Here is a 24,906-nt window from a genome sequence, read left to right as displayed (position 1 = left end):
TAACTCGCGTAATTGGATGCGGGAAAACGCTCATTGGGAAGATATGCATGCGCTGGTCGCATGCAAGAAGACAGAGTGCTATCGCATCTGTGGAGCACCTTGGCGTCCATGGCACCGCGCCGTCTCGCGGCAAAGATAGGACCTGTAGGAGTGAGCTTGCTCGCGATTCGATTTTTCTTTCGATAAATTATCGCCTGACCTGGCGCTATCGCGAGCAAGGTGGATCGCCAGCCCGGTCACCCCTACAGGAAGCGATATTCAGTCTGCATTTTGCAGCGTCAACCACTGCTCAAACGATCGCGCCGCACGGCTCGGAAACTGCCCCGACGGATTGAGCAAGTAATAACCACCGATCTCGCCCACATGGACATCACAAGCAGGCACCAACGCCCCGGACTTAACGTGCCCATCAATCATCGGTTTCCAGCCCAACACAATGCCGCGTCCACCAATGGCCAGTTCCACCATCACCGGATAGTTATTAACGGTCAGGCGTTTGGAAATCGCCGAAGCATCAATACCCTGACGTGCAAACCAGTCGGTCCAGGACAGCCACTGGCGCTGACCATCCTCAAGCATCAACAACCGATGTTCGAACAACGCTTGCGGCTTGAGCACCTGGCCTTGCAGATAGCCCGGCGCGCAATACGCCCCCACCGACTCCGCAAACAACAACCGACTGTCCAGCCCCGGCGGCGAACCCGAGCGCAGGAAATACACAGCCAGATCAAACTCCGCACGCACCAGCGAATCCAGCCCGTCGACCACCCGCAGACGCACGTCCACATTGGGAAACTCATCGGCATAACGTCCCACCAACGGCCCCAGCCATAACGCCGCGACACCGCTCGAACACGCCAGCGTCAGCTCCTGCTCGCCACTGTGGGTCATGACCTGCGCCGTCGCTTCAGCGCATTGGGCAAGTACGCGATGCACCTGCTCGGCATACACCTGCCCGGCCACCGTTAAATGAATGCGCTTGTGCTCACGTCGAAACAACGCCCGCCCCAGAAACTCCTCAAGCTGCTGCACCTGCCGGCTGATCGCGCTCTGGGTCAGATGCAACTCAGTGGCAGCACGGGTAAAACTGCCATGGCGCACCGCCGCCTCGAAAGCGATCAGGGTTTGCAGTGGCGGCAGGGGTTCGATGCGCATGGGAAATCCGGAGTGGTCATGGTTGCGGCCATCAGAACAAAAATGCGCGGGAGTTTCATCTGCTGGTTGCGATCCCTGCCGAGATCACAGAGGATGCGTTATGCATATAGGTAGGGGGGGTATGGTATGTCGCACATCAAAACGGGCAAAGACGACTTGCTCAAGCGCGTAAAACGCATCGCCGGGCAAATTCAGGCAGTGGAGCGGGCGCTTGAGGCCGAAGACGATTGCGCCAAAACCCTGCATCTGGTGGCGGCAACGCGGGGGGCTATCAACGGCCTGATGGACGAAATCATCGAAGCCCACGCCCGCGAGCACGTCGCTAAGCCGGGTTTGAGTGATGAAGAACGAGCCGAAGGCGTTGAGGAACTGATCGAAGCCATCCGCCGATACACCAAATAGGAGCGCACCGACATGAGCAACCTGCAAGCGGACTACGCCCACGATCACGTATTTTTGGGCTCATCCCATGATGAAAACGCTAAGCGCACCCTGTGGGTAGTAGCGCTGACGGTTGTCATGATGGTCGCCGAAATTGCTGCCGGTTACATCACCGGCTCCATGGCCCTGCTGGCGGATGGTTTCCATATGGCGACCCACGCTGGCGCCTTGGGTATCGCCGCCGCTGCCTACAGCTACGCCAAACGCCATGCCGCCAGCGCTCAATACAGCTTTGGCACCGGCAAGGTGGGCGACCTGGGCGGCTTCGCCTCTGCGTTGATACTGGGCCTGGTTGCCATCGGCATCGGCGTTGAGTCAGTGGTGCGTCTTTTCGAGCCTACCCAAGTCGCGTTCGGCACGGCCACGTGGATTGCCGTTGTCGGCCTGCTCGTCAATATCGTCAGCGCACTGCTGCTGTCCGGCGGCCACAATCACCACCATGGGCACGACCACGGGCATACTCATCACGCACACGGTCAGGACAACAACCTGCGTTCGGCCTACGTGCATGTGCTCGCCGACGCACTGACCTCCGTCCTCGCCATCGCTGCATTACTCGCTGGCCGCTACCTGGGATGGGTCTGGCTCGACCCGGTCATGGGCATAGTCGGTGCATTGGTTATTGCCCGTTGGTCCTGGTCGCTGATACGCACCACTTCAGGTGTTCTGCTCGACCGCACAGACGAGCATGTCGCGCAGGAAATCCGCGAAATAATCGAGCAGTCAGGTGATACAAAAATCACCGACCTGCACGTCTGGCAGGTCGGCCCCGAAGCCCGTGCCGCCATTATTAGCGTGGTCGGCAACGCATCCGTAACCGCCGACATGATCCGCGCGCGTCTGGCGCCGGTGCACGAAGTGACGCACCTGACCGTGGAGCTTCGCAGCACATAGTTCATGACCGGCCCAAACGGCCCTAGGTACTAGCCAAGGGCCGTTCAGCCCAGATGATTGTTTGCTCCACCCGCTGACAACGCATCATCCAGAATCGCCTTCGCCATATCACTCAAATGGTGAACCGCCCAAACACTCTGCTTGCCCGCATCATTCATCGCGGCGTCGAGGCTCAATTCATGGATACACGCCAATAAGCTGGAAGCGTGCTCCAGTGCGGATTCGATGGGGATGTCGGGATTGATGCGAAACAGCGGCTGACGGGATGGGCCGCAGGTGGAGAAGGTGGTGGTGCCGAGGGTTTTGTTTGGGTGTAAGTCGTCAGAGTTAGTCATGATTCGCCTTCCTATATCTTGATGAACCGTCATCTCTGCCGCCAAGCAAAGAAGGGTGACGGATTGCACAAGGTTGGCGGACCGGAGATATAGGAACCCGGCACTCCCGAAAGAGTCCCCGCGCAACCCGTCATAAAGCCAGGCCACACGCGAAAAAACAGCGCCTGCCATCTTAAGTCGGGGCGCTGCTTTCGCCTATATCTGTCGGGCCGCCAAGCCCGGTCGCTGCGTTTGCGGCGACGGGGTGGACTCTAGGGTTGTGAGGCGGGAGCGACAAGGATGGGACGTGGACGGAGCGTGTAGGGATATTCCGTAAATTAGCTTGGCAGCGGAATGCGTTTCACACAGGCACCTATGTAGTAAACCAAGTCATTTCTGACGGGATCACCAAGTATCTTCATCACTGCCGTCACTTGATCCGTCGTCAGAATGTGCTCACCCGGGGGCACATGTTGTATTGAGGCCCAGCCCATTGCAGCGAGTACTTTTGACTCTAGCTCTTGCGGTACGTCCATGTCGTATTTTAAAGAGTCGTCCGGATTGGAGTCTAAGTAAAACCCACTGATTGAGAGGAATATAACCTTTACTGTGTTTTTATGTCTCTCTGCTACCTCTTCGTCGCTAAACCGCACTCCAATGGACAAATTCAGATCGGTTGAAATTGCTTCGTTGATTACTGCAGAAATTTGCTGAGCCCTTGAGCTAATTAGCGGCTCCCAATGCCCTATCTCCAAGTGTTCCCAACCCATTAGGTCCATCACTGTTCGTTCGAATTCAGGCTTAACATTAATTCTTAGTTTGACTGAATTGTCTTTACTGGAGTCAGCCAGAAAACCTGCGATTGCTATAAGCATAAATTTCCTCTAGAACCTCGATCCGCTGGCGTTCCCCTATCTGTAACGTCCAACGCAATACACCAACTCATCCTTTATTGGGTCACCCGCTAGCGCCATTGCTGCCGCCACCTCTTCGTCGCTACGCCCGAACGCCGATAAACACGTCTAGATTGCTTGGCAATGGCTCGTTGACCGCTGTGGATACTTGACCCACCTGTTCAATGGATAGCAGCCATTCACCATCAGGGCTTTCCTCCAAGCTTTCCCATCCGAGAATCTCCAATACAGCGTCTTCATATTCTCGCTTCACGACGAGGTCAAATTTCAACGCGTCATCCTCAGCGTCATCTTTCAAAAAACCGGAGATCCATAGAAACATAGTCGTCGTCCTTCTATTTAGGTGTGGTTCTGCCGGGTTTCGGCGGATCTATCTGTTTACCCGTTATGTGGTTGAACTCGCCAAGATGCTTACCTTGCTTGTCATACAGCTCGATTGAACCCGTCTTACTGTCCCACTCATAAATACGCCCCTTACGATCTTTCCAGCGGGCACGTTTACTGCCTCCCCCTTGAACACTGCTCTTGGATCTAACAGGGAAGGTGCCTGGGAATCCAGGCAGATCCAAAGGCGGCTTGTGGTATTTGATGTCCCCACCCACCGCCCTCGCAAACACCACATACATCGACTTCAACCCAGTATCCGCCGGGAACACCACGATGCAGTCGTCGGTGGTGATGTCTTCGCCGGGGAAGCCTTCGATCTGGCTGTCGGTGTTTTCCGGGATCGGGTGGACGAGGATGGTGCCCAGTTGTTCGCCGCTGTTGTCGGGGTAGATCAGGGGCGGCATTTCGCCCAGCGGGCCGCGTTTGGGTGTCCAGAGAATCGTAATGCCGTTGAGCTTGGCCTCCAGTGCCGTTTGGTCGGCATTCCAGGCAGCTTGCACAGTGCGGACTGAGTCGTCGCCTGTCGGTCCGGTGTGAATGCCGTAAACCTGCAACACGCCCTCTGCGTCCTGACGAAACTGGAAGCGCACGCGACTGGGCGCGCGAGTCATATTGCGCAGTTGTTCGTCGGTGTACAGCGTGCCGTCGCCCATCCTGGTCGGGAGCAAGCCTAGGATGAATACACTGGCAGGCAAACTCGCGCCGCGGATTGCCCAGGTCAGACCCTGTTGCATGATCCCGCCGCCAGCCACTCGGCCCAGCGCGAGGTCGGCACCTAGCGCAGTTGCAACAGCAGCATTGGCTGCAGGCACCGCCATAGAACCGGCAACCATCACGGCTCCGAAGTTGGACACAGGTTCGGTGCAGGTGCCTGCTTCGGTCTGGCGCCAGTTTGCACTGGTACACGACTTGGCGAAGATCAAATCTTTGCGGGGTTTGGGCGCTGGCCAGTAGTCTTTTTCGATGTAGACCGGCTCCGCAGGTTGGGCAGGTCTTACCCCTCCACCCCATGCGTTGCTACCGCGAAAATAGGGGGCATACCATGGCTCCTCGAATGGGTCTTTTTTCAGATCGTCCTTTCTCATCACTCGACCGAAACTGTCCTTAATGTCGGGGCGTGCAGGGTGTCGATCAGTCTGATGTGGGTCAATAAACACTCGGTAACCGGGCATTTCAGGTGCGTGGTAATTCCACCTCCCTTTTAAACGTGATGAAACAGGCCCTGACGGCCGCGCATAAAGGCCAAAAGAGCCTGTAAACTCCTCACGCCCGCAGGTACGCGGCCCGTTTATTGATCAAGCGTTGAGGATAGGGAATGAGTCTCTGGGATGACCTGAAAAAGAAAGCTGTCGACGCTAACCCTGAACTGGCAGCCAAGGCGGCTCAGGCGTTGAACAAGGCTAAGGACATGGCCGTCGAGGCCGGTCAGAAGGCCGCGCCGATTCTCAAGGAAGCGAGCGAAAAGGCGGCGGCCTATGCTCAGGAGAAAACCCCGATTCTCAAGGCCCAGGCACTCAAGGCCATCGACGATGCCAAGGTGCGTCGTGCCGAGCTCAAAGAGCGCGCCAAGCACGACAAGGCCGCTCGCGCTGAAATGATCCGCACCATGTACGACATCAGCCTGTCGCCGGAAGACGTCAACTTCATCGACGAGCCGTTTAATCACTACGACCGCCAGCTGCACTTTTTCGTGGTCACGGGGCAGATCCTCGACACCCAGAAGCGTAACCAGACCCACCTCAGCGCCAGTCATTCACACAGCTCCGGCGGCGGCCTGATACTCAACGGCTACGGCTCCATGGGCGGCAGTTCGTCGTCGATGCACGTCAGCAGCCACAACATTCAAGAGCACGAATTCTGGGTCAAGTTGCGCGATGGCAAGGAGGCTTGCTTCCAGTTCTCCGACAGCAATGTGCGCATCCGCGAAGGGCAAACCGTCAGCATGCTGTTCGCACGCCGCGCTGATAGCCAGACCGGGCAAATGGTCGCGCTGTACAACCACAGTTCGCAAGAGAACTACAGCATCGCCGGGCCCGCTGCGATCAACCAGATGTTTAACCTCTACACCGTCGAGCCGGGCTTGTTCAACGGCAACGAAGTGCTGACCACGCGTAACCGTTTGCTGCTGGAACTGGAGCGCCGATTAGGGCAACTGACCACGTACTCTATGCTGCACGGCAACGTCGAAGGGCAGGGACGTGTTATTGAAGGTGAGCGTCAGGAATGATGATCGGCATGCGGCAATTAGCCCACGGCCCCCAGCTGTCTCAACCCGACGAGCGGTGCTAGAGTCGCGCCCATGAAAATCTCGCGTGATGACCGGTCGATGATTGCCTGGGTGCTGTATTTCAGCGTCCTGTTCAGTCTGTTCGGCTGTGGTATTCATCACGGGCAGATGAGTGGCCTGGCCCTGAGCGGGTTGAATGGTGGCTTTTGCTCGCTGGAAGTCGGGAGCGGCACGCGCATTGATTTGGGCGGCTCGGATCAAACCGGGCAAACCGTCGCCCAGATGGGTTGCTTGCTGTGTTCTTCCTCTGGCGTTGCAGTGGCGCTCAACTCCGATGGCTGGGCGCTGGATTACATTCCGGTCGCAGCCTCGGCACCGATCAATGCACAGAACTGGCCGCAACCGCCGCCGCGCTATCTGTGGCCTTCGCTCAATCCCCGCGCGCCTCCCGGCACCTTCCTCGCAGTGAATCCATCAGTCTGATCCCGCTAGTCCGCGCATAAGCGTGTGGCGGGAGCAGCCGTCACTTTTTTGCGTGGAAACTGTTTTCATGAAAGTAACAAACACCTCTTTGGTGCTGTTGATCAGCGCCTGCAACAGCGTGTGGGCGCAAAATACCCCCGTCGCAGACTCAACACTCACGCTCGGTACCGTCAACGTTTCCGGCTCTGCCACGGGCCCGTTGTCGACGACCAGCGTGTTGAGCTCGGTGGATATTCTGGGCGGCGATGTCATCGAAAGCATGCCGGTGGCCTACAGCTGGGAACTGTTTCGTCGTACGCCCGGCGTCACGATCACCGAGTTCAACCAAGGCACGACGTCCGGGAAAATCTCCTTCCGTGGCTTTAATGGCGAGGGCGAAGTGAATGCCGTGAAGTTGTTGATCGACGGCATTCCCAGCAACAGCAACGACGGCAACATGCCGTTTATGGACATGATCTTCCCGCTGGATATCGACAGCATCGAAGTGGTGCGCGGCACCAGCGACCCGCGCTACGGCCTCAACAACATTGCCGGTAACGTCAACATCAATACCCGGATTGGCGGCGATTACAGTAAGGCTCGGTTGCGATACGGCAGCTACAACACCCAGGAAACCCAACTGGCCAAAGGCATCGAAAGCGCCAACTGGACTCAGAACTACTTCTTCGCCTACCAAAAAAGCGACGGCTATCGCGATCATGCCCAGGCAGACAAATTTTCACTGGGCGGCAAGTGGTTCTACACGCCGGATGATGAAAGTTATCGCATCGGCCTGATCGCCCGGCACTACGAAACCGAAGCCCAGGAACCGGGCTACCTCACTGAAGACAATGCCCGCAACCACCCGCGCATGACCAATGCCTACAACGCCAGCGACAAAGGTACGCGGCGCATGAACCAGCTCAGCGTGCACTTCGACACTGACTTGACCGAGCAACTGGCGTGGGGCGCCAAGGCCTACGTCAACACCTTCGATGATCGCCGCTGGACGCAATACTGGAGCAGCAGCGCGCAACAGGAACGCGATGCCTACGAAAAGCAGTACGGCGCAATGAGCAACCTAACCTGGCGACCGGTGATCCGTGGGCTCTACGACTTCGCGCTGGAAGGCGGACTCGACGTACAAAAGCAGGACAACCAGAGTGAGCGTTATCGCACCCTGAATCGCACCCGCCAGACGCAAGCCCGGAGCCAGCAATTCGATTTCAATACCTATGGCGGCTACGTTCAGGCCGTCATCCAACCCTTTGAATCGCTGAAAATCATCCCGGCGTATCGCGTGGATAAAATCGAGGGCGACTTCACCAATCGCCTGACCGGTCTCGACTCCGACATCAACGACTACGGCCTGATCAAACAACCGAAAATCAGCGTGGTGTACTCACCCTGGAAAGAGGCCAGCCTTTACGCCAACTGGGGGCGCACCTTCCAGGTCGGCACTGGCGCCGCCGCCTACAAAGTGCCGCCTCGGGATACCGACCTCGAACCGTCAATCAATGACGGCTGGGAGACCGGCATCAAGTTCGCCCCCGCAGACTGGATCGACGGTCGCGTCGCCTACTGGCAACAGGAAGCCAGCGGTGAAGTCAGCCGACGCCTGAACGACCCAAGCGGCGAATCCGATAACGTCGGTGAAACACGACGCTGGGGCTACGACCTGCAAGTCAACCTGCACCCCAACGAACGCACCGACCTGTGGATGGCCTACTCCTGGCAGTACTCAAAAATCCTCCAGCCAAGCGCCACCTACCCCGACAGCAAAGGCCGGGAAATCGACCACGTCCCCCATCACCTGTACAGCGCGGGCGCCAACTACCAACTGACCGAAGCCTTGCAACTGTCAGCGTGGATGAACGGCCAGACCAACTACTACCTGGAGCGCGACAACACCGAAGGCACCTACGGCGGCTACGTACTGATGAACATCGGCGCCACCTACAAAGTCAGCCCAACCGTCACCGTCGACCTGCAACTGAAAAACCTGACCGATCGCTACTACGAATACGTCTGGTACGACCCGGACGGCGCGCAAGGCTCGCTGCACTCGCCGGGTGACGGGCGTGCGTTGTATGCGGGGGTTACGTTTGATTTTTGACGTCTGGCAGTTCAGCCCAGCTGATTCTTTACTGCGCCAGCCGACAACGCGTCATCCAGAATCGCCTTCGCCATATCACTCAAATGATGAACCGCCCACACACTCTGCTTACCCGCATCATTCATCGCGGCGTCGAGGCTCAATTCATGGATACACGCCAATAAGCTGGAAGCGTGCTCCAGTGCAGATTCGATAGGGATGTCGGGATTGATGCGGAACAGCGGCTGACGAGATGGCCCGCAGGTAGAGAAGGTGGTGGTGCCGAGGGTTTTGCTTGAGGTATGCGGTTGCTTCATTGACTGCTCCTGGAGTTGGAAGCTGCGACCGTTTGCGGCCAAGCAAATCAGGGTGGCAACTGTACGCGGGTTGGCCGACCGGAACTCCAGGCACCCGGCACACCCGAAGGTGTCCCGCGCACAGCTGCCATAACTCGATATCGCGGGCAGGCAACATGCCCTGAAATCGAATGGTGAGCGCCTGTGCGCCTGAAGTTTAGTCGAGCGGCCAAGCCCGGTCGTTACGTTTGCAGCGACGGCGTGGACTCTAGGGTTGTCGGGCGGGAGCGACAAGGATGTGAAGGGGACGGAGGGTGTAGGGGAATTCCGTAAATCAGTTTGGAGGTGGAGTGCGTTTTACGCAGGCAAGTCGACTATTCTGCTAGTGGGTGATGCGCCAAGGGCGCTACTAATTTCAAAAGGAGATGAGATGTTGTTTGCCGTATTTTTTGAGGATAAACCTGAGGCATCGGAGATTCGGAAAAAAACTCTCATCGACCATATCCAATGGTTAGAGCAGCACAAAGATTTGATTTTAGTAGGTGGATCACTCCGAGAGCATCCGTCCTCAGAACCTTTAGGGGGATTGTGGCTGGTCGAGGCGGAAAGCAAAGAAACAGTGACTCGTTTGATTCATACAGACCCGTTCTGGATCGAAGGTCTGCGTAAGAGTTTTAGAATTCTTCACTGGTCGAAGGCATTCCCCCATCTGAAAACTTTGGTTTAAAGAGGTCATTTATATTGGGATTTTAGGAATTTGTTAGGCTGAAGTGACTGACCGAGTCCGGCCAAAAGCCGACCATAGAGTGAAGTATTAGAGAACCTTGAATAGCGCATGCCATAAACGAATGGCGCAGCGCGCTTCTGTTTCGATATTAAATTTAGCGTTTTACAGAAAGGATTCATGATGAAGTACGCCGCGATATTGTTTTCGATTCCAGTCATAGCGCTTGCGCTCGTATTGCCGGTATCGGCCGATGAATCATCCCAGCGTCTGCAACGCGCCTCAGGCTTGTGGAAAGTGACACCGGCCACCTCGCCGTTTTCCTGGGAAATTTGCGTCGACCAGGCAAAGGACCGTCTGATTGACGACGACTTGTGGGCCAACTTCGAACAGGAATGCAAGATCGAGTCAAAAAGCGGTAACGGCGACGGCTACAGCTTTATATCCAGCTGCCCAGACGCGAAGCTGGCCGCCTCGTTCAAGGGCGATCTGACGAAATCGTACATATTGACGGCCGACACTTCGTTCGACCTGAACGGAAAAACCGAAACGCAACGCACCATCGTCAATGGCAGCTTTGAAGGCGCATGCCCGGCCGACATGGAGCCGGGCGTCAAGAAAATGCGCGGCGGCATGAAGATGAAAAGCCTGTACATCAACCGCTGAACGGTCAGAGATATTGCACTGGCCGCGGGACACTGACTGGTAGTACGAGTCAAGGCGATTGCTGACTGGTGCGATTTCGGCACAAGCCTCAGCGAAACTTTCCAGCAAAAACAACAAAGCCCGCACAAGGCGGGCTTTGGGTAATTTCAGATCTGCTAATCCAGCCCTGAAATCAAATATGGTGCACCAGGCGGGATTCGAACCCACGACCCCTGCCTTCGGAGGGCAGTACTCTATCCAGCTGAGCTACTGGTGCAATGCGGGCGCCATGATACTCATCTGGTTGGCGGGCGTCCATGCTGGTGAGTGCTGTTGTTGATTTTGCACGTTTCAAGGTATTTGGACGACGCTGATCAGAAAATCGGGCCGATGTTGGCAAATGCGTTCTTTTTTTCGAACGGCCTATTGTCCTTTGCCCTAGCAGTGCCTAGGATTCGTTTGAGATTTCAAACGCTCTTGTCCGGTTTACCTGCACTTTGTGACCCTGCGTCGCGGGGGCCGGCAGATGATTTCCTGATGGCAGCCTTGTTCGAGGCGCCTTTTGTACGATCAAAAACCTGCTCCGCCGGTGTGCGGTGCATTTTCGGTATATCAAAGCGGAGGCCGACATGCAGCTCAAAGACTCCAAGTTGTTCCGCCAGCAAGCCTATATCAATGGCACCTGGCTGGATGCGGACAATGGCCAGACCATCAAGGTTAACAACCCTGCAACAGATGAAACTCTGGGCACTGTGCCGAAGATGGGCGCTGCTGAAACCCGTCGTGCGATTGAAGCGGCTGACAAGGCGTTGCCAGCCTGGCGTGCACTGACCGCCAAGGATCGTGGCAACAAGCTGCGTCGCTGGTTTGAGCTGATGATCGAGAATCAGGACGACCTGGCTCGCCTGATGACCTTGGAGCAAGGCAAGCCGCTGGCCGAGGCCAAAGGTGAGATCGGTTATGCCGCTTCCTTTATTGAGTGGTTCGCTGAAGAAGCCAAGCGCGTGTATGGCGATGTCATCCCAGGCCATCAGCCGGACAAGCGTCTGATTGTGCTCAAGCAGCCGATTGGTGTGACCGCTGCTATTACGCCGTGGAACTTCCCGGCGGCGATGATCACCCGTAAAGCCGGTCCGGCATTGGCTGCCGGTTGCACCATGGTGCTCAAGCCTGCTTCGCAAACCCCGTATTCCGCACTGGCGCTGGCTGAACTGGCCGAACGTGCAGGCATTCCGGCTGGCGTGTTCAGCGTTGTTACTGGCAGCGCTGGCGATATCGGCAGTGAGCTGACCGGCAACCCGATTGTGCGCAAGCTGTCCTTCACCGGCTCGACCGAGATTGGTCGCCAGTTGATGGCTGAATGCTCCAAGGACATCAAGAAGGTCTCGCTGGAACTGGGCGGCAACGCTCCGTTCATCGTGTTCGACGACGCGGACCTGGATAAGGCTGTCGAAGGCGCGATCATTTCCAAGTACCGCAACAACGGTCAGACCTGTGTCTGCGCCAACCGGATCTACGTGCAGGACGCGGTTTACGATGCGTTCGCTGAAAAGCTCAAGGTCGCAGTGGCCAAGCTGAAGATCGGTAACGGTCTGGAAGAAGGCACCACCACTGGCCCGCTGATCGACGGCAAGGCTGTGGCCAAGGTTAAAGAGCACATTGCCGACGCGGTGAGCAAAGGCGCGAAAGTGCTGTTCGGTGGCAACAGCATTGAAGGCAACTTCTTCGAGCCGACTATTCTGGTCAATGTGTCCAAAGATGCAGCCGTTGCCAAAGAAGAAACCTTCGGCCCGCTGGCACCGCTGTTCCGCTTCAAAGACGAAGCAGATGTGATTGCCATGGCCAACGACACTGAGTTCGGCCTGGCGTCGTATTTCTATGCTCAGAACATGAGCCGCGTGTTCCGCGTGGCCGAGGCGCTGGAGTACGGCATGGTAGGCATCAATACCGGCCTGATCTCCAACGAAGTCGCGCCGTTTGGCGGTATCAAGGCCTCGGGCCTGGGCCGTGAAGGCTCGAAGTACGGCATCGAAGATTATCTGGAAATCAAATACCTCTGCCTGTCGGTTTAACGCAGGGGTTTGCAGCCGCCGGGGCGCGAGAGCGACGTTTCGGCGGTTTTTAGTGGCACCCAAAACCTTTTTGGTGGCCGGAGGCCGTGACAGTCGATCATCGAATGCTGTCACGCGTTGATCCGCCGCTTGATCCTTGAACCACGCCGACCGATGAGCGGCGAATGAGGAAACATGTCCCAGACAAACGCAGAATTGATGCAACGCCGCGAAGCCGCTGTTCCACGCGGTGTTGGCCAGATTCACCCGATCTTCGCCGAGTCGGCAAAGAACGCCACGGTTACCGACGTTGAAGGTCGTGAGTTCATCGACTTCGCGGGCGGTATCGCCGTACTGAACACCGGTCACCTGCACCCGAAAATCATTGCTGCTGTGCAAGAGCAACTGACCAAGCTGACTCACACCTGCTTCCAGGTATTGGCTTACGAGCCGTACGTTGAGCTGTGCGAGAAAATCAACGCCAAGGTGCCAGGTGATTTCGCCAAGAAAACCCTGCTGGTCACCACCGGTTCCGAAGCGGTAGAGAACGCCGTGAAAATCGCCCGCGCTGCCACTGGCCGTGCTGGCGTGATCGCGTTCACCGGCGCTTACCATGGCCGGACCATGATGACCCTGGGCCTGACAGGTAAAGTCGTGCCTTACTCGGCAGGCATGGGCCTGATGCCGGGCGGTATCTTCCGCGCACTGTACCCGTGTGAACTGCATGGCATCAGCGTTGATGATTCCATCGCCAGCATCGAGCGCATCTTCAAGAACGACGCCGAGCCTAAAGACATCGCGGCAATCATCATCGAGCCGGTTCAGGGCGAAGGTGGTTTCTACGTGGCGCCGAAAGCGTTCATGGCTCGCTTGCGCGAACTGTGCGACAAGCACGGCATCCTGCTGATCGCTGACGAAGTGCAGACCGGCGCGGGTCGTACCGGTACGTTCTTCGCCATGGAACAGATGGGCGTTACGGCTGACCTGACTACTTTCGCTAAATCCATCGCTGGCGGTTTCCCGCTGGCCGGTGTGTGCGGTAAAGCTGAATATATGGATGCCATTGCCCCAGGCGGTCTGGGCGGCACGTATGCCGGTAGCCCGGTGGCCTGTGCTGCTGCGCTGGCGGTGTTGCAGGTCTTCGAAGAAGAGCATCTGCTGGATCGCTGCAAAGCGGTCGGCGAGCGTCTGGTGACAGGTCTGAAAGCCATTCAAGCCAAGTATCCAGTGATCGGTGAAGTCCGTGCGCTGGGTGCGATGATCGCGGTTGAGCTGTTCGAAAACGGCGATTCCCACAAGCCAAACGCTGCTGCTGTTGCGCAAGTAGTGGCCAAGGCTCGCGACAAGGGTTTGATCCTGCTGTCGTGCGGCACCTACGGCAACGTGTTGCGCGTGCTGGTACCGCTGACCTCGCCGGACGAGCAACTGGATAAAGGTCTGGCAATCATCGAAGAATGTTTCGCTGAGTTGGCGTGAAAATGCCAGGGTCGCAATTGATTAAAATGTGACCAAACAGACAAAAAAGACCCGCTTCGGCGGGTTTTTTTGCGTCTAAAAGGGGTAAATGAGGCTTTTTGTCTATATCCCGTCGTTTGCTTTGGCTAAGGTGGGTGCATTGGTGGAAGAGGATCGTAGTTCTTCGTATTGGTGTTTCTGACTTCGCGCTGTCGTGAAGCAAGCACATGACCTGTAGGAGTGAGCTTGCTCGCGATTCGATCTCTTGGTCGACTAATTTGTCGCCTGGACTGGGGCTATCGCGAGCAATGTGGATCGCCACCCCGGTCACTTCTACAGGGAATGCATTCCAGTTCAACGGATGCAGTAAGGTTGGTTCATACAGATACATTTCAGTTCATTGGTTATGAGTTGTTCGACGAGAGAGTTCTGATGACAGCTGTAGATACACCCGCAGGACCTCGGGTTTTGATTGCTGAATCCGATCCATGGATTCGTGAAACGCTCAGTGAACTGATTCTGACTGTGCGTGACGATGTTGCGCTCGAGATTTGCAGCGATGGTAAGCAGGTCGTTGAGTTCTTGAAGAAGCACATTCCTGATCTGATCATCGCCGCCAGAGAGTTGCCCGTTGTCGACGGTTTGAGCTTGCTGCGCGGTGTGCGCGCATTGCGCCGCCAGCCCCAGGTACCTTTTATCCTGATCAGCAATCGCGGTGACACCGCCAGTGTCCGCGAGGCTGTCCCGCTGGCGCCGACTGCCTATCTGACCAAACCGCTGGACACCGAAAAACTTCGCCAGCGTCTTGAAGGATTGCTGCTGGCCTGTCCGGTGCCGGGCGCAGTGCCAGCGCTTGCGCCGGGTCAGACGCTGAGCAAGTACCTTGAAAAACACCGTGACACTGCCGACGGTGCGCCGTTGTTCGTGGACGTTGCCACTGCGCTCAAACTCAGTCAGGTAGGGGGCGGCGTTGATGCGACGTTGCTTGAACAAGAGCTACGCGCAGACCCGCATATCACGGCGGTGTTGATTGCTGCGGCCAATACGGCGGCCAAACATCTGGTCAAACCGGTGCAGACCCTCGGCGCCGCACTGGCGCTTTTGGGCGCTCCGCAGAGTGCCAGTATTGTTTCCGGTTTGACCAAGAAGCGCGTGTCTATCCTCAGCAGCAGTGCGTTACAGACAAAGGCCAGCGAGTTCTGGGAGATGTCGCAACGCACGGCCGAATATGCACGGGTGTTGGCGGGCATGCTTGATGTGGATCCGGAGCGTTGCTTCTGCGCGGGGCTGCTGCTGTCTCTGGGGGACCTTGCCGTGCTGGGCAGTTTGCAGGAGTGGCTGCTGGCCGGTGGCAAGCTGGATGACGAGCAGATAGGCAAGGCGCTGGAGCAGTATTCCGCCGCTTACGGCTCAGCATTGCGCGTGCGCTGGCGTCTGCCGCTTGAACTGCGTGAGTTGACTTCATCGGTCTACCAGTACAACACCGGGGTTTATACCCGCGAAGTGTTGGTCATGAACCTGGCCGGGCACATGGCGCGTCTGGGTGATGAAGACAGCGTTACGACGCTGCTCAAAACCAAACCTGCCAGATTGTTGAAGTTGACGGTCGCGGACTTGCAGCGGTTGCGCAAGAAGCTGACGGGTGTGACGGACCCAAGTCTGCTGGCGCCACCGGTAGCATTGGCGGTTGAAACGCTGCCCGAAGCGGAGGCGGACGAAGGCCCGGATTTGCTGGACGGTACGCCGGAGGTGGAGCCTGAAGCAAACACCGACCTGTAGGAGCGCACGAGCACCGCGAGGCCGCGATAGCGGTTTATCAGGCAGGCCGCCATCGCTGCCTCGCGGTGCTCGTGAGCTCCTACAGGATGCCTTCCAATTCAGCGACCTGGATGTAATTGGCCCCTACAGACCAACCGCCCCCCCGACAAACTCCGCATACCCGCTCACCACCACGTACACCGCGAAGTACGCAAAGATCAGCGCCGACGCGATATAGGTGTACTTCATCAGCTTCTCGCCGATGAGTCGACCGCCCTGGTAGGCCACCGCACACAGCGAAATAGACCACAGCAAACCCGCCGCAAAAAAGCCTGACAGGAATAGACCTGCACTCGCCACGTCATGCCCTTGTCGCGCAATGATCGCGCCGCCCACAGCCGCAAACCACAAAATGGCACTCGGTGAAGACATCGCCAGCATGATGCCTTTGGAGAACAACGCCAGATTGGTCTTGCCCCACTGCTCACCGCTTTGCTGCATTGTCCCGTCAGTCTTGAAGGCACTGAGCAGCATTTTCACGCTCAAGAAGCACAGCACCAGCGAGCCACCAATCCACAACACCCAGCGCACCGCTTCGAATTGCAACAAGACCGCCATGCCCATCATCGCCAGTACGGCATAGATCAGATCGCCGACGCAGGTACCCAGCCCCAACCAGACGCCCTGAGCAAAACCGCGCTGCATGGCGATATTGATCATCGCCATGTTGGCCAGGCCAATTTCCAGGCACAGCGACAGGCTGAGCAGGAAGCCGTTGTTGAATTCCATGAGGGTGTATTCCTTACTTAAGTGGGCGCCACTTTAAGCAGGAGACAAATGGCCCGCAAGATACAGTCCGCGATACCAACTGTATGGTTTAAGCCAGCAACCGTCGCCACCACGAAGCGGTCTTCCCGGCACTCTGCCGAGAACGCTCCAGCAAAATCTCTGGCATATCCCGCACGCGAATCCACGATTCGTTCTGCCAGTTCAGCAGGCTCAGCGTCATGTTGGGCCAATGCATCAAACCCAGCACCGGGCGTTGTGATGTTGGCACTTGATCACGGTCGCGCACGGCTTGCACAACATGATGCTCAAGCCATTCACGCAGCGGCCCGTTGTGAGCGCCGTGCTGGTAGAGCAACAGAGCGTAGGTCCCGGATTCGCTGATCATTAGCGCTTCCTGAGTCACCCCATAGCGCTCCAGCAAAACGGTTTACGCTGGTCGGGCGCCAGTTTGCGGGCGCGGTGCTCATCCAGAAAAATCCCCATCAGATAGCCCGGATCGCGCGCGCAGAACCAGACCTGGCCTTCGAGGCAAATGGCGTGCATGTGTTTTTTCTGGCGGATGAAGAGCATGGGGGGTGGGGTGGGTTAGTGCATGTATTCAAAAGTGCATCTCCTTGGTGGGAGCCACCGCTTCTCGTCGCCAAACGATAGGGTGGCAACTGCATGCGGGTTGGCGAACCGGTAAGGAGCGACCGGCAGACCCGAAGATCTCCCGCATACAGCAGCCATAACAAGGCGCAGGCAAATGTGCCCGCTTCATATGAACAGCAGTATCACTCCCTTTTCCAGATCGCCAAATCCAGTAGCTGAATATTCAGCCGGGAGAGAGGTTAATTCGTTGAGGCGCACACGACTGTCAGCGCAGGACACTGGCGACCTGTGGATAACTCCGTTCCTGCTGTAGGGCCGATCCTGTGGAAAACTCAAGGCTTACCCACACCTTAAAGAGCATTGCAAATCGCCTGTGGGAGCTGGGCTTGCCCGCGATAAGGACACCTCGGTATCTCAGACAAACCGCGATGCCCTTATCGCGGGCAAGCCCGGCTCCCACAGGATCTTCACAATTTAGTGGGACCATCAAACTCATGGTGCCAACCTGCTGATCATCCACTCGCCGGCCGATACTGCAACGCCTCGGCCACATGACTGCGGTTAATCGCATCCACCTGCTCCAGATCGGCCAACGTCCTTGCGACCTTCAACAGCCGATGTGCCGAGCGCAGCGACAAGGTCAGTCGCTCACACGCCGTTTCCAGCCAAGCCTCGTCCTCACGCGATAACCCGCAATGCTTGCGCAACCCGGCCATATCCAGAAACGCGTTGGCACATCCCTGACGTCGGTTCTGGCGATCCCTTGCTTTGGCAACCAACGCCGCAGCGCTGGCGGTGGTTTCACCGCTTTGCACGGCAGGATTGAGGGCGGTGGTTTCTCGGGCGACGGTCAGGTGCAAATCAATACGGTCCAGCAACGGGCCGGACAGCTTATTGCGATAACGCTGGATCTGCTCCGTCGAACAACGGCACCTACCGGTGGGCTCGCCAAGATATCCACAAGGGCAGGGATTCATGGCAGCGACCAATTGAAAGCGCGCCGGAAACTGCACGCGATCCCGCGCTCGGGAGATCACGATATGGCCCGATTCCAGCGGCTCGCGAAGCACTTCCAATACGCGCCGATCAAATTCCGGCAACTCATCCAGAAACAGAACGCCGTGATGGGCGAGGGTGATTTCACCGGGCTGCGGCCGACTGCCACCGCCGACCAGTGCCGGGCCGGATGCTGAGTGATGGGGTTGTCGAAACGGTCGCTGCGGCCAACAGGTAAGCGGGATCTGGCTGGCCACCGACTGAATGGCCGCCACCTCCAGCGCTTCGTACTCATCCAGCGGCGGCAGCAAACCCGGCAAGCGGCTGGCGAGCAGGGTTTTGCCGGTGCCGGGTGGGCCGCTAAAAAGTAGATTGTGCGCGCCAGCAGCGGCAATGATCAGCGCCCGTTTCGCAGCAGTCTGGCCTTGGACTTCGCTAAGGTCCGGGTAGGGCTTGGGCTGATGCAAAAGCCCGCTGGACTGGTACGGCGTGATGGGCGTCTGCCCGTTGAAATGCGCCACCAGCTCCAACAGATGATGGACCGCGATCACCCGCAAGCCCGACGCCAGACACGCTTCTTCGGCATTCACCGCCGGAATGATCAGCGTCCGCTGCGCAGCGCGAGCCGCCAATGCTGCAGGTAAAACACCTTGAATCGGACGAATCGCACCCGACAGGGCTAGCTCGCCAAGGCATTCGACATCCTGCAACGCCACCAATGGCACCTGCCCACTGGCCGCCAACAAACCCAGAGCAATGGCCAGATCGAACCGACCACCGTCCTTGGGCAGATCCGCCGGAGCGAGGTTGAGCGTGATACGCCGATCCGGAAACTTCAGCCCGGAATTAATGATCGCACTGCGCACCCGATCCTTGCTTTCGCGCACCGCGCCTTCCGGCAAACCCACCAGCGTCAGCGCAGGCAGACCGTTAGCCAAATGCGCTTCGACCGTAACCGCAGGCGCTTCTACGCCCACTTGAGCACGACTATGAACGATGGCCAGAGACATGATTCTTCCTTGAAAAAGCGACCCTCGCATCCTGCGACATCGGGCCGAGCTTTGAAGGAATGAATGGTTGCTGGGTGTTAATGAGAGGTCGCGTTGTGTCCGAGACACCGCGCTGTTGCGCTGCAAACATTGGACCTGTAGGAGTGAGCTTGCTCGCGATTCGATTTCCTGGTCGACAAATTTATCGCATGAGCTAACGCTTCACGAGCAAGCTCACTCCTACAGAAAAGCGTTTAAATTCAGTAATTTATTTTGGTTTATGAGAGCTACCTAAGGTTGTGATACCGGTATGTCAGGAAAAACGCATCGCAGCCTTCGGCAGCTCCTACAAGGTATGCGTTTCAAACTCAGCAGAGATAAGCTGATCGCCCCAACCAATCTGCAAACAAAAAGAGCCCTCAATGCCAACCCCAGCCCAAGCCATCGAACACTACATTCTCGCCAAAGACGGCAATCGCCCGCACTTGCTACGCCAAGCATTCGTCAGCGACGCCACGCTGGAGATGGTTGTCCACACGGGGAGCATTTCTTTCCCGCCCAAGGTTGAGGGGCGGGACGGCATCGCGGAGGTGCTGGTGCGGCGTTTCGGGCAGACCTATGAAAACGTCTACACCTTCTGCATGGGTGAGCCACCAACCGACGGGGCTAGCGAGCATCACTGCAAGTGGCTGGTGGGGATGTCGGACAAAGCCACCGGGGACCTACGTTTTGGTTGCGGGCGATATGACTGGCAGTTCGATTCCGGATTGGCCACGTATCTGACTATCACCATTGAGCAGATGCTGGTCTGCCCGGCAGTGGAGCTGGAGCCGGTGATGGATTGGTTGCAACAGGTCAGTTATCCGTGGTGCCCAACCGGGGAGTTAATGTCTGCACCACCACTGGCCAGCATCGAAACCGTCCTGCAATACCTGAGGGCATAAGCCACACGCGACGGGCGTTTCATCCCTAAGCAGTTGCAAATTGTGCGGCGCCTCAACACAATGCGACTCATTATCATTTACACTGCGCTGGGATGGCGCGCCGCGATGCCCTCTCATCACGCCACATTGCGCACGCTCTACATCGATCATCACGGTTGGCTGAATACCTGGCTGCGCAGCAAGCTGGGCAATGCCGCCGATGCTGCGGATCTGGCGCAGGACACGTTTGTCCGCCTACTCAATCGTCATGAAATGCAGGAGCTGAAAGCACCGCGGGCGTTTCTGCGCACGGTCGCCAAAGGAATCGTTATCGACCATTGGCGCCGCGAGGAATTGGAGCGCGCTTACCTGGAAGCCCTCGCACATGTGCCTTGCAACGAGTCCCCTTCGCCCGAGTCTCGGGAATTGGTTTTCGAGTTGCTGGAGAGCATTGCGAAAATGCTCGATGGCTTGAAACCCAAGGTCCGTCAGGCGTTTCTGCTGGCTCAGTGTGAAGGCCTGACTTACAAGCAGATTGCCGAACGAATGGGCGTGTCGTTGCGCTCGGTAGAACGCTATGTCGCCGACGCGCTTTATCACTGCTATCTGCTGCGGTATTCAGCGTGAGCGGTGCCCCTGTTCATGCGCGATCGCAAGAGCCTTCGCCACAGATCGTAAAACAGGCGATTCAATGGTCAATGCGCCTGAACAGCCAGGGACATGACCCTCGACTGCGCGAGCAATGTGAGCAGTGGCGCGTTGCGCATGCGGACCACGAATGCGCCTGGCAGCGTATCCAGGCCTTGAACGGCGAACTCAACAGCCGCTTTCAGAATCTGCCCGCGCCGGGTGCAGCACTGGAAGCACTGGAAAACAGCGCTCAGCGCCTGGGTCGCAGACAAGCGCTGAAACTGCTGTCTGGTCTGGTCGTGGTGGGCTCCAGTGCCTGGCTGTCGCGCGAAGTCATGCCTTGGCAGCAATGGAGCGCAGATTTCGCTACCCACGTGGGTCAACGTGGAAGGTATCAGCTACTGGATGGCTCCAGCCTGCAACTGAACACAGACAGTGCAGTGGATCAGGACTTCAACGCGGAACGCCGCCTGATCACTCTTGATAGAGGCGAGATTCTGCTGGGATGTGGTGCCGACGTGAAAAGTCCAACTCGCAGGCCGCTGCTCATCCAGAGCCGCCACGGGTTGTTCGAGGGTCTGCATGGACGCTTCGTCGTCAGGCAGTATCAGGACCAGACTCGCATCAGCGTACTAGAGGGCCAGTCGATTATCCGCTCGCCTGCCGCGTCCCCCATCACGGTGAGCGCCGGGCAGCATTATCGGGTGTCGTCTCGCGAAGCGGTTCAGTTGCCCGAGCCCAACATGGATGCCGGGGCGTGGAGCGAAGGCCTGATCGTGACCCGCAACATGCGTCTCAGAGACTTGCTCACCGAGGTAGGGACCTATCGTCACGGTCATCTCGGTTGCGCTGACGACGTCGCCGACCTGCGCCTTTCTGGTGTTTTCCGGCTGGAGGACACCGACAAACTGCTCTCGGTCATTACCCAGACCCTGCCTGTGCAACTGCGGTATCGCACGCGCTGGTGGGTCACGCTGCAGCGCCAGGCCTGATGTCTCGAATTTTTTTGGCGGGTTTTGCCTGCAGGTCCGGCTTAGAGGACAGCACCACCGTTCTCTTCACTGACCTTCACGGAATCGCCCATGACCCGGCCTCAAGGTAAATCGCAATCGAACCCGCAAAACGTCGCCGTTGATGCTTGCGCAACACACCTCACCACGGCTGTTCGCGCGGCATTGATTTGCCTGGCCTTGGGCGCCACTACGCTGCCTTTAGCAGTTCAGGCTCAGGACGGCGCGGTACCAGCAGGTGCCATGCGTAGCTATTCCATCGCAGCAGGACCATTGGGCGAAGCGCTGAACCAGTTTGCCCGGCAAGCGGGTATCACATTGGCCGCCACGCCAGCGCAAACAGCCGGCAAGCAGTCGCCAGGTTTGCAAGGCAGCTATGCCCCGGATCAGGCCTTGAGCGTATTGCTCGGTAATAACAACCTGCAAGCTGTCACTCAGGATGGCAGCAGTTATGTGCTGCGCGAAACGACGGGTGAAGCGCTGGCATTACCCAGCACAGACATTCGAGGCTTTGCACTGGGTAATGCTCTAGGCAGCATGGAAGGCTATAACGCTACTCATAGCCAGATCGCGACTAAAACCAGTACGTCGGTGCTGGAAACCTCGCAGTCAGTCTCGGTCGTGACCCGCCAGCAAATGGATGATCAAGGTTCGCAAACCGTGTCGCAGGCCATGCGTTATACACCGGGCGTGCTGACCAACCCCTACGGTGCAACTCATCGCTATGACTACGTTGCCATGCGTGGTTTCAACGACGGGTCTGTGGATAACATTTACCTGGACGGCCTCAAGTCCATGGGCGATAGCGGCACCTACAGCACCATGCAGGTTGATCCGTACTTTCTGGAGCGGGTCGACATCCTCAAAGGCCCGTCATCGGTCCTGTACGGGCGCAGTTCGCCGGGCGGCCTGGTGGCGCTGACCAGTAAAAAACCCCTGTATGAGCCGTACCATCAGGTTCAGGCCACGGTGGGTACCCAAGGCCAGCGCGGCATGGGGTTTGATTTCAGCGGGCCTGTGGATGAAGACAAGCGAATCGCCTATCGTCTGACCGGGCTTGTGGATAAGTCAGATACGCAGTTCGATCACGTCGAAGAGAAACGCTATGCGCTGGCACCCACCGTCAGCATCGATTTCAGCGAGGACACATCGCTGACCCTTCAGGCCTATCTGCAACACGACCCTGAAGGCGGCTATCACGGTGGCGTACCAGCCAGCGGCAGTCTGCATCAACGCAACGGGCAGCGTTTTTCCGAGCACTTCTTCGACGGCGAGCCGGGCGTGGATGGATACAGCCGCGACCAACAGTCCTTTGGGTACCAGTTCGAGCACCGCTTCAACGATGTCTTTACCGCCAGACAGAACTTCCGCTACCTGGACTCGAAGGTGAAGAACGATCAGATTTACGCCTACGACTGGACGACGCCCACCAGTAACGAACTGACGCGCTACTACTCCGGCGGCGACGAACGCCTGCACGCGTTTATCGTCGATAACATGCTGCAGGCGGAGTTCTTCACTGGTTCGGCCAAGCACACGACGCTATTGGGTGTTGACTACCAGCGGCGCAAAACCATGGTGGACTGGACCAGCGGTTCAGTCGCATCGCTCAATGGGTTCGACCCGGTCTATGGCAACTCAGCGATCAGCTACTTCAGCCCAACCAGTTACGAGCGCCGCCTGGAGCAAACCGGCGTGTATGCACAGGACTTGATCGAACTGGACAAGTGGCGCTTCTCTCTGGGCCTGCGTCAGGACTGGGTAGAGACCTCCGAGGAAAACCGGATAGCAGAAGTCGGGCGTCCAGAAGGTACCGAAGTCAGTGACAAGCGCACCAAACTCACCGGTCGAGCAGGCGTGTTGTATCTGTTCGATAACGGAATTGCGCCCTACCTGAGCTATTCCGAGTCGTTTAATCCGAACTCGTATGCAGACAGCGCGGGTAACCCGCTGGCGCCGACCGATGGCACCCAATGGGAAGCGGGCATCAAGTATCAACCGCCCGGAACGGACAACCTGTTTACCGCCTCGGTTTTCCGTATTGATCAAGAGAACCTTGCCTCCAAGCTCCCTCAGGAGAACTTCTACCGCCCCATTGGCGCAGTGCGCTCGCAGGGTCTGGAGCTTGAGGGGCATATGCAGCTAACCGATAACTTCAAAGTGTTGGGCAGCTACACCCTGACTGACATTGAATACTCCAAATCAATGATCAGCACGTTGAGCACAGCCACCAACATTATCGAGAACAAAGGCAACTCACCGACACAAGCGCCCAAGCACATGGCATCGCTCTGGGGGGATTACGCGTTCAACAGCGGCGCGCTGGATGGGTTGCGTTTGGGCGCCGGGGTTCGCTACGTCGGCTATAGCTGGGCAGATGCAGAGAACACCATGAAGGTGCCGTCATACACCCTGTTCGATGCCTCGGTCGGCTACGACCTGAGCAAAGTCGGGCTCAAAGGCGTGGACGTGCGCGTGAACGCGAACAACCTGACCAACGAATCCTACGTCGCCTCCTGTGCAAGCCTGAGCTACTGCTATCTGGGCGAAGAGCGTAACGTCAGCGCCACGGTCAGCTACAACTTCTAACTGTCGTTGAGGCACGTTCAGCCTGTTCACTATTCAGCGAACAGGCTCAGCCGCGAGGCAACGGCAGCGCCGTGGTGTATTTCAACTGCTCCATGGCGAAGCTGGAGGTAATGGTCGAAAGGCCTTCAGTGCTGCTGATCAGCTTTTTATAGAAGCGGTCGTAGGCAGCCATGTCGCTGACCACCAGCCGCAGCATGTAGTCCCATTCGCCTGCCATCCGATAAAACTCCATGACCTCTTCGTACTGCATGACGGTTTGGGCAAATTGCTCAAGCCACTGGGTGTCGTGGCGCTGGGTCTTGAGCTGAACGAAAACCGACAATCCCAGCCCCAGCTTTTCCGGGTCCAGGAGCGCGACTCTGGATTTGATGTACCCGGCCTCTTCGAGCTTTTTGACTCGTTTCCAGCACGGCGTCGTTGAGAGGTTGACTGCGTCAGCCAGATCTTTCAGCACAATGGTGGCATCACGCTGCAAAATACTGAGGATGTGGCGATCAAGACTGTCCATTTTTCAAATCAGTCCTTTTGGAGAATATTTTTCTATCAAACAGCTCGTATGGTAGTACAAAAA

25 protein-coding genes and 1 tRNA gene are annotated in these 24,906 nt (G+C 57.3%); 14 read left to right on the top strand and 12 right to left on the bottom strand.

The features are described from left to right. Positions 1-258: 258 nt before the first annotated feature. Positions 259-1,155 carry a LysR substrate-binding domain-containing protein gene (locus ACYASS_RS13430; RefSeq protein ID WP_463586491.1) on the bottom strand — a complete coding sequence of 299 codons (897 nt, stop codon included), beginning with the start codon at positions 1,153-1,155 and terminating at the stop codon, positions 259-261. Positions 1,156-1,281: 126 nt separating this feature from the next. Between ACYASS_RS13430 and ACYASS_RS13425 the strand changes: the two genes are divergently transcribed. Together ACYASS_RS13425 and dmeF are read left to right on the top strand one after the other, a co-directional pair. Continuing rightward, on the top strand, positions 1,282-1,557 hold the full coding sequence (locus ACYASS_RS13425) for a metal/formaldehyde-sensitive transcriptional repressor (RefSeq protein WP_027899987.1): 276 nt from the start codon (positions 1,282-1,284) through the stop codon (positions 1,555-1,557). Between the two features lie 12 nt (positions 1,558-1,569). Beyond that, positions 1,570-2,490, top strand: coding sequence for a CDF family Co(II)/Ni(II) efflux transporter DmeF (gene dmeF / locus ACYASS_RS13420; RefSeq protein ID WP_463586490.1), 921 nt, complete (start codon positions 1,570-1,572; stop codon positions 2,488-2,490). Positions 2,491-2,534: 44 nt separating this feature from the next. On the opposite strand, the gene ACYASS_RS13415 is transcribed toward dmeF, so the two are convergent. The 4 genes from ACYASS_RS13415 to ACYASS_RS13400 form a co-directional block, all read right to left on the bottom strand. Continuing rightward, a complete protein-coding gene (locus tag ACYASS_RS13415) occupies positions 2,535-2,825 on the bottom strand; it encodes a DUF6124 family protein (RefSeq protein WP_463586489.1) in 291 nt (96 codons plus the stop codon). A 317-nt stretch (positions 2,826-3,142) separates the two neighbouring features. Further along, positions 3,143-3,679 carry a pyocin S6 family toxin immunity protein gene (locus ACYASS_RS13410; RefSeq protein WP_463586488.1) on the bottom strand — a complete coding sequence of 179 codons (537 nt, stop codon included), beginning with the start codon at positions 3,677-3,679 and terminating at the stop codon, positions 3,143-3,145. A gap of 121 nt (positions 3,680-3,800) precedes the next feature. Further along, the gene (locus tag ACYASS_RS13405; RefSeq protein ID WP_463586487.1) at positions 3,801-4,040 is read right to left on the bottom strand and encodes a pyocin S6 family toxin immunity protein; all 240 of its coding nucleotides are present in this window, start codon (positions 4,038-4,040) and stop codon (positions 3,801-3,803) included. A gap of 13 nt (positions 4,041-4,053) precedes the next feature. Then, positions 4,054-5,190: an S-type pyocin domain-containing protein gene (locus tag ACYASS_RS13400; protein ID WP_463586486.1), complete on the bottom strand. Its 1,137-nt coding sequence runs from the start codon at positions 5,188-5,190 to the stop codon at positions 4,054-4,056. A 230-nt stretch (positions 5,191-5,420) separates the two neighbouring features. On the opposite strand from ACYASS_RS13400, the gene ACYASS_RS13395 reads away from it, so the two are divergent. The 3 genes from ACYASS_RS13395 to ACYASS_RS13385 all read left to right on the top strand — a co-directional run bounded on the left by ACYASS_RS13395 (position 5,421) and on the right by ACYASS_RS13385 (position 8,910). Continuing rightward, complete coding sequence (locus ACYASS_RS13395; RefSeq protein WP_463586485.1) at positions 5,421-6,332, top strand: hypothetical protein; 912 nt, start codon at positions 5,421-5,423, stop codon at positions 6,330-6,332. A gap of 72 nt (positions 6,333-6,404) precedes the next feature. Next, entirely contained in the window at positions 6,405-6,815 is a 411-nt protein-coding gene (locus ACYASS_RS13390) for a DUF2946 domain-containing protein (protein WP_463586484.1), read from the top strand. Positions 6,816-6,882: 67 nt separating this feature from the next. After that, the gene (locus tag ACYASS_RS13385; RefSeq protein WP_463586483.1) at positions 6,883-8,910 is read left to right on the top strand and encodes a TonB-dependent receptor; all 2,028 of its coding nucleotides are present in this window, start codon (positions 6,883-6,885) and stop codon (positions 8,908-8,910) included. Positions 8,911-8,921: 11 nt separating this feature from the next. On the opposite strand, the gene ACYASS_RS13380 is transcribed toward ACYASS_RS13385, so the two are convergent. Beyond that, a complete protein-coding gene (locus tag ACYASS_RS13380) occupies positions 8,922-9,206 on the bottom strand; it encodes a DUF6124 family protein (protein ID WP_463586482.1) in 285 nt (94 codons plus the stop codon). A 409-nt stretch (positions 9,207-9,615) separates the two neighbouring features. On the opposite strand from ACYASS_RS13380, the gene ACYASS_RS13375 reads away from it, so the two are divergent. Together ACYASS_RS13375 and ACYASS_RS13370 are read left to right on the top strand one after the other, a co-directional pair. Continuing rightward, the gene (locus ACYASS_RS13375; protein WP_463586481.1) at positions 9,616-9,912 is read left to right on the top strand and encodes a YciI family protein; all 297 of its coding nucleotides are present in this window, start codon (positions 9,616-9,618) and stop codon (positions 9,910-9,912) included. Positions 9,913-10,092: 180 nt separating this feature from the next. Next, positions 10,093-10,575 carry a DUF3617 domain-containing protein gene (locus tag ACYASS_RS13370; RefSeq protein ID WP_463586480.1) on the top strand — a complete coding sequence of 161 codons (483 nt, stop codon included), beginning with the start codon at positions 10,093-10,095 and terminating at the stop codon, positions 10,573-10,575. 179 nt (positions 10,576-10,754) lie between these two features. On the opposite strand, the gene ACYASS_RS13365 is transcribed toward ACYASS_RS13370, so the two are convergent. Next, positions 10,755-10,831 (bottom strand) — tRNA-Arg (locus tag ACYASS_RS13365). A gap of 352 nt (positions 10,832-11,183) precedes the next feature. Here ACYASS_RS13365 and gabD point away from each other — a divergent pair. From gabD to ACYASS_RS13350, 3 genes are all read left to right on the top strand, one after another. Next, a complete protein-coding gene (gene gabD / locus ACYASS_RS13360; RefSeq protein WP_463586479.1) occupies positions 11,184-12,626 on the top strand; it encodes an NADP-dependent succinate-semialdehyde dehydrogenase in 1,443 nt (480 codons plus the stop codon). Between the two features lie 174 nt (positions 12,627-12,800). Next, complete coding sequence (gabT, locus tag ACYASS_RS13355; RefSeq protein WP_463586478.1) at positions 12,801-14,081, top strand: 4-aminobutyrate--2-oxoglutarate transaminase; 1,281 nt, start codon at positions 12,801-12,803, stop codon at positions 14,079-14,081. Between the two features lie 411 nt (positions 14,082-14,492). Further along, positions 14,493-15,839, top strand: a complete 1,347-nt coding sequence (locus tag ACYASS_RS13350) for an HDOD domain-containing protein (RefSeq protein ID WP_463586477.1) — start codon at positions 14,493-14,495, stop codon at positions 15,837-15,839. A 123-nt stretch (positions 15,840-15,962) separates the two neighbouring features. Here the strand turns inward: ACYASS_RS13350 and ACYASS_RS13345 are convergent, their stop codons facing one another. The 4 genes from ACYASS_RS13345 to ACYASS_RS13330 all read right to left on the bottom strand — a co-directional run bounded on the left by ACYASS_RS13345 (position 15,963) and on the right by ACYASS_RS13330 (position 19,204). Then, on the bottom strand, positions 15,963-16,607 hold the full coding sequence (locus ACYASS_RS13345; RefSeq protein WP_243244542.1) for a LysE family translocator: 645 nt from the start codon (positions 16,605-16,607) through the stop codon (positions 15,963-15,965). Positions 16,608-16,695: 88 nt separating this feature from the next. Continuing rightward, positions 16,696-16,992: a hypothetical protein gene (locus ACYASS_RS13340; protein WP_463586476.1), complete on the bottom strand. Its 297-nt coding sequence runs from the start codon at positions 16,990-16,992 to the stop codon at positions 16,696-16,698. A 14-nt stretch (positions 16,993-17,006) separates the two neighbouring features. Continuing rightward, positions 17,007-17,150 carry a hypothetical protein gene (locus tag ACYASS_RS13335; RefSeq protein ID WP_463586475.1) on the bottom strand — a complete coding sequence of 48 codons (144 nt, stop codon included), beginning with the start codon at positions 17,148-17,150 and terminating at the stop codon, positions 17,007-17,009. 560 nt (positions 17,151-17,710) lie between these two features. Next, the gene (locus tag ACYASS_RS13330; protein WP_463586474.1) at positions 17,711-19,204 is read right to left on the bottom strand and encodes a YifB family Mg chelatase-like AAA ATPase; all 1,494 of its coding nucleotides are present in this window, start codon (positions 19,202-19,204) and stop codon (positions 17,711-17,713) included. Between the two features lie 401 nt (positions 19,205-19,605). On the opposite strand from ACYASS_RS13330, the gene ACYASS_RS13325 reads away from it, so the two are divergent. The 4 genes from ACYASS_RS13325 (at position 19,606) to ACYASS_RS13310 (ending at position 24,335) form a co-directional block, all read left to right on the top strand. Then, positions 19,606-20,127, top strand: coding sequence for a hypothetical protein (locus tag ACYASS_RS13325; protein WP_463586473.1), 522 nt, complete (start codon positions 19,606-19,608; stop codon positions 20,125-20,127). Between the two features lie 105 nt (positions 20,128-20,232). Beyond that, positions 20,233-20,733, top strand: a complete 501-nt coding sequence (locus ACYASS_RS13320) for a sigma-70 family RNA polymerase sigma factor (RefSeq protein WP_463586472.1) — start codon at positions 20,233-20,235, stop codon at positions 20,731-20,733. Beyond that, positions 20,730-21,728, top strand: a complete 999-nt coding sequence (locus ACYASS_RS13315; RefSeq protein ID WP_463586471.1) for a FecR domain-containing protein — start codon at positions 20,730-20,732, stop codon at positions 21,726-21,728. Before ACYASS_RS13320 ends, ACYASS_RS13315 begins: the two co-directional genes overlap by 4 nt. Before the next feature lie 90 nt (positions 21,729-21,818). Next, on the top strand, positions 21,819-24,335 hold the full coding sequence (locus ACYASS_RS13310; protein ID WP_463586470.1) for a TonB-dependent siderophore receptor: 2,517 nt from the start codon (positions 21,819-21,821) through the stop codon (positions 24,333-24,335). A 46-nt stretch (positions 24,336-24,381) separates the two neighbouring features. Here the strand turns inward: ACYASS_RS13310 and ACYASS_RS13305 are convergent, their stop codons facing one another. Continuing rightward, the gene (locus ACYASS_RS13305; RefSeq protein WP_122667313.1) at positions 24,382-24,843 is read right to left on the bottom strand and encodes an Lrp/AsnC family transcriptional regulator; all 462 of its coding nucleotides are present in this window, start codon (positions 24,841-24,843) and stop codon (positions 24,382-24,384) included. Positions 24,844-24,906 lie beyond the last annotated feature (63 nt).

The organism is Pseudomonas sp. HP_14, from assembly GCF_055283875.1.
Note: the sequence above shows the minus strand (reverse complement) of the source record. Positions and strands in the feature narration are given on the sequence as shown.

What these genes read in the sequence shown, in the direction of transcription:
- ACYASS_RS13350 (WP_463586477.1), top strand. Translation starts at nt 14,493, where the DNA reads ATGACAGCTGTAGATACACCCGCAGGACCTCGGGTTTTGATTGCTGAA.
- ACYASS_RS13410 (WP_463586488.1), bottom strand. Translation starts at nt 3,679, where the DNA reads ATGCTTATAGCAATCGCAGGTTTTCTGGCTGACTCCAGTAAAGACAAT.
- gabD (WP_463586479.1), top strand. Translation starts at nt 11,184, where the DNA reads ATGCAGCTCAAAGACTCCAAGTTGTTCCGCCAGCAAGCCTATATCAAT.
- ACYASS_RS13320 (WP_463586472.1), top strand. Translation starts at nt 20,233, where the DNA reads ATGCCCTCTCATCACGCCACATTGCGCACGCTCTACATCGATCATCAC.
- ACYASS_RS13325 (WP_463586473.1), top strand. Translation starts at nt 19,606, where the DNA reads ATGCCAACCCCAGCCCAAGCCATCGAACACTACATTCTCGCCAAAGAC.
- ACYASS_RS13380 (WP_463586482.1), bottom strand. Translation starts at nt 9,206, where the DNA reads ATGAAGCAACCGCATACCTCAAGCAAAACCCTCGGCACCACCACCTTC.
- ACYASS_RS13425 (WP_027899987.1), top strand. Translation starts at nt 1,282, where the DNA reads ATGTCGCACATCAAAACGGGCAAAGACGACTTGCTCAAGCGCGTAAAA.
- dmeF (WP_463586490.1), top strand. Translation starts at nt 1,570, where the DNA reads ATGAGCAACCTGCAAGCGGACTACGCCCACGATCACGTATTTTTGGGC.
- ACYASS_RS13370 (WP_463586480.1), top strand. Translation starts at nt 10,093, where the DNA reads ATGAAGTACGCCGCGATATTGTTTTCGATTCCAGTCATAGCGCTTGCG.
- ACYASS_RS13330 (WP_463586474.1), bottom strand. Translation starts at nt 19,204, where the DNA reads ATGTCTCTGGCCATCGTTCATAGTCGTGCTCAAGTGGGCGTAGAAGCG.
- ACYASS_RS13345 (WP_243244542.1), bottom strand. Translation starts at nt 16,607, where the DNA reads ATGGAATTCAACAACGGCTTCCTGCTCAGCCTGTCGCTGTGCCTGGAA.
- ACYASS_RS13305 (WP_122667313.1), bottom strand. Translation starts at nt 24,843, where the DNA reads ATGGACAGTCTTGATCGCCACATCCTCAGTATTTTGCAGCGTGATGCC.
- ACYASS_RS13340 (WP_463586476.1), bottom strand. Translation starts at nt 16,992, where the DNA reads ATGATCAGCGAATCCGGGACCTACGCTCTGTTGCTCTACCAGCACGGC.
- ACYASS_RS13405 (WP_463586487.1), bottom strand. Translation starts at nt 4,040, where the DNA reads ATGTTTCTATGGATCTCCGGTTTTTTGAAAGATGACGCTGAGGATGAC.
- ACYASS_RS13375 (WP_463586481.1), top strand. Translation starts at nt 9,616, where the DNA reads ATGTTGTTTGCCGTATTTTTTGAGGATAAACCTGAGGCATCGGAGATT.
- ACYASS_RS13390 (WP_463586484.1), top strand. Translation starts at nt 6,405, where the DNA reads ATGAAAATCTCGCGTGATGACCGGTCGATGATTGCCTGGGTGCTGTAT.
- ACYASS_RS13415 (WP_463586489.1), bottom strand. Translation starts at nt 2,825, where the DNA reads ATGACTAACTCTGACGACTTACACCCAAACAAAACCCTCGGCACCACC.
- gabT (WP_463586478.1), top strand. Translation starts at nt 12,801, where the DNA reads ATGTCCCAGACAAACGCAGAATTGATGCAACGCCGCGAAGCCGCTGTT.
- ACYASS_RS13335 (WP_463586475.1), bottom strand. Translation starts at nt 17,150, where the DNA reads ATGCACGCCATTTGCCTCGAAGGCCAGGTCTGGTTCTGCGCGCGCGAT.
- ACYASS_RS13385 (WP_463586483.1), top strand. Translation starts at nt 6,883, where the DNA reads ATGAAAGTAACAAACACCTCTTTGGTGCTGTTGATCAGCGCCTGCAAC.
- ACYASS_RS13430 (WP_463586491.1), bottom strand. Translation starts at nt 1,155, where the DNA reads ATGCGCATCGAACCCCTGCCGCCACTGCAAACCCTGATCGCTTTCGAG.
- ACYASS_RS13395 (WP_463586485.1), top strand. Translation starts at nt 5,421, where the DNA reads ATGAGTCTCTGGGATGACCTGAAAAAGAAAGCTGTCGACGCTAACCCT.
- ACYASS_RS13310 (WP_463586470.1), top strand. Translation starts at nt 21,819, where the DNA reads ATGACCCGGCCTCAAGGTAAATCGCAATCGAACCCGCAAAACGTCGCC.
- ACYASS_RS13400 (WP_463586486.1), bottom strand. Translation starts at nt 5,190, where the DNA reads ATGAGAAAGGACGATCTGAAAAAAGACCCATTCGAGGAGCCATGGTAT.